Annotated in this window: 2 protein-coding genes and 1 pseudogene; 2 read left to right on the top strand and 1 reads right to left on the bottom strand. The window is 35.8% G+C overall.

The annotated features are described in order from the left end of the window. A pseudogene (locus ACTTKP_RS11940) lies at positions 1-431 on the top strand (sucrose phosphorylase); the annotation flags it as partial. 132 nt (positions 432-563) lie between these two features. Here ACTTKP_RS11940 and ACTTKP_RS11935 read toward each other — a convergent pair. Further along, complete coding sequence (locus tag ACTTKP_RS11935) at positions 564-2456, bottom strand: DUF5696 domain-containing protein (protein WP_442554109.1); 1893 nt, start codon at positions 2454-2456, stop codon at positions 564-566. Between the two features lie 285 nt (positions 2457-2741). On the opposite strand from ACTTKP_RS11935, the gene ACTTKP_RS11930 reads away from it, so the two are divergent. After that, positions 2742-2995, top strand: a 254-nt coding sequence (locus ACTTKP_RS11930) for an MmcQ/YjbR family DNA-binding protein (RefSeq protein ID WP_442554108.1), incomplete at its 3' end; no start/stop codon positions are given.

Raw genomic sequence — 2995 nt, 5'->3', positions numbered from 1 at the left:
ATCAGGTGAACTGTACTTATTATTCAGCTTTGGGAGATAATGATGATGCATACCTTTTAGCAAGGGCAGTTCAGTTTTTCTCAAAGGGTATTCCTCAGGTGTATTATGTAGGACTCCTTGCAGGTAAAAATGATCTTAAGCTTCTTGAGGAGACTAAGGTGGGTAGAGATATCAATAGGCATTATTACACTGTAGAAGAAGTGGATACAGAAGTAGAACGCCCTGTAGTTAAAAATCTGCTTAAGCTTATGGAATTTAGAAATGAATCAAAAGCATTTGCTCTTGATGGCAAGTTTGAAATACCGACTACCGATGAGAATAAGCTGCATATCATAAGAGAGGCTGAGGGTGAAAAAGCTGAGCTTATAGCTGATTTTACGACAAAGAAGTTTAAAATTATTTCAAATGGTGAGGAAGTATTCAGTAATTAAAAATGATCTGGGGCAGTAGGGAACTTAAGAAGATGGCAATATAGGGGTTTACAACTATTTTTGTTGAATAGGAAATTTGTTAAAAATCCTATTCAACATTTTTTAGCAATACAGGAGAACATATGTTTTTAATTAAAATACCTTTACAATTTCAAAACTTGAGTTATCAAAATCAGCGATTATTTTATATCCATTTGCAAAGGTAGAGGCTTGCTTTCTGCCGGTGTCATCAAGAAGTTCATGTTTGATAAGTTCACTTTTGGCAACTTTTTCATGAAACTCCGATACAATTTTACTTCTTTTAATATCATCACTTAATTTCAGCTTGTTTTGAGTAGAAAAAGCACCATCTATACCCGGGTAGGCAGGATCTCGTATCAGATAAGGAGCACCTCCGTTTAATAGGGCATAGAGCATATAGTCCTCATTTTCGTGAGCCTTATCCATCATCCAAGGTTCAATAACGCAGTCATGATATACAAGGTTAAAAAGAGGTACAGGAATTCCTTTTTTTGGACTTCCGGGTTTTTCGAGCATAAAGTCATAAGGTGCATAATGACAGAAGACAAGGCTTTTTATTGCCCAGTCATTTACTTCCTCGGAGCTTGGTAGTATATTTTGTGAAAGCAAATAGTTAAAACATTCGTTTCGATAAGCATAAGACTCTCGCCTTGTCATACGATGATTTGGGTTAGCACATTCATCCCCCTCATTGCAGGTAAATACATCAAGGTAGGCACAGTCTAAATTTATTTCGTTTTTTTTGATTTCATTAAAATTTCTTTTTATAAAATATAGAGCCTTACCGGTACAAAGATAACTCTGAGAACCTCCTGCCCAGCGTTTGTGAGAATAGATACTGCCGTCAGGATTCATGCAGGCAAGGTCATCACTATAACTTTCAGCGCTTTTATAGAAATCTCTATATTGGTCATGAATACCGAACAAAAAGCCTAAGCTTTGTATTGTATCTGCAAGTAATTTCATACCTTTCCAGCCGCCGGCTTCTATGCAGGCAGGCAAATAGTCAGGATGGTTGTTATCATATCCGGGATTAGCCCAGCCATCTAAATGAAGATAAAGCTTGTTTATACCCAGTTCATGCAAATTTTTAATTTCTTCAGCTCTTTGTTCAAAGGTAGTAAGATGGTTATTTTTTTCAGGATTTTCAGGATCAAAAAAGTCTGAATCAGGCTGTACACAGGTCTTGATACCCGTGTGTACAAAGGCACAGCCTATGAGGCAGTTTATGGATGGATTTTGTACAGCCTTCTCATTTAGAGTCTTGAGTCTGCCTGTTTCAATAGCAAACTTTCTATAGAATTTGCATATATCATTATAATCGCAGTCTTCTAAAAATGAATACCTCATTACTCTGCGATATTCCATTTTTCCAAGACTATTTTCAAGTCTAAAATTTACTGAGGTATAATCACTGTTAGCAGGATGTACAGCATCATAACCCATATTCCAAGGTGTTAGACTTATTGCTATATAGCCCTCTTTATCTTTAACTTGTGAGAAAAATGGCAGATAAGCACCGGAAGTACCGAATCTACCGTTAAATCCGTCAGGCTGAAATTTTGTTTCCCAGTTATTTGGAATAAGAAGTCCTTGCTGCTTAGGTAGTAAAGTATACCAATCGGAACTGTTATTTTTAAAATCAAAGGGAGCCGGCCATGAAACATAATCTATACTTGTAGAAATATCTTTGATTGGTATAAATTCGAAGAAAATGTCATTTGTGGAGTGCTCAATCCAGACATAGGTTTCAAACTCTAATGTTATCTCTTCGCCATTTAACTTAAAACCGCTATAACAGCTAGTGAAACCGGAGCCAACACCTGTATGTACAGGACGGTGGACAATAGTCTCTGCAGACTTAAAGAGGATGGTATTTTCTCCAATTTTGATAAATGGTTCAAAATCGCTTTTCGTCTGCCAAAATGTGGATTTGTGGCAGATAGTATAGCTAAGGGTAGAGCGGTTGAAGTTTAGTGTAAGGTGGTTGTGGGTGGTTTTCATGGAAAATCTTCCTTATATATTTTTGGGGTATTATACTATAGATTTGGGAGAAATGTCAAAAGTTCTGTTATAATTTGAAATTTTGGAAAAAAGCAATAAAAATTGTCAAACTTGACAAATATTCTATATAATTATTTGGTATAATGTAAATGTTAATTGTAAAATAAATGTTTAGATGAAAAAGTTGCAAAATGATACCGACATATTATTTGGAATTAAGTATGTTGCAAATAGTGAAAAAAAGGTTAAAATTGATATAGTAGTAGCTTGGATAACGGAGGCGGTATGAAAACCAGAGAAGAAGCCATATCTTACGGACTTACATTTCCGGATACCTACATGGAAATGCCTTTTAAGGATACAAACTGGCAGCTAATCAGAGTTAAAGAGAGTAAAAAAGCCTTTCTTTGGGTATATGAAAGAGAAGGCAATATAAATCTCAATGTAAAAGTCTCTCCGGAGTGGAGAGATTTTTGGCGAAAATCCTTTAAGTCGGTTATAGCAGGCTGGCATCAGAATAAAGAGCATTGGAATACAAT

The organism is Catonella sp., assembly GCF_052169795.1.
In the GTDB taxonomy this organism is placed as follows: domain Bacteria; phylum Bacillota; class Clostridia; order Lachnospirales; family Lachnospiraceae; genus Catonella.
Note: the sequence above shows the minus strand (reverse complement) of the source record. Positions and strands in the feature narration are given on the sequence as shown.

Coding starts and splice junctions, on each gene's coding strand:
- ACTTKP_RS11935 (WP_442554109.1), bottom strand. CDS start 2,456: ATGAAAACCACCCACAACCACCTTACACTAAACTTCAACCGCTCTACC.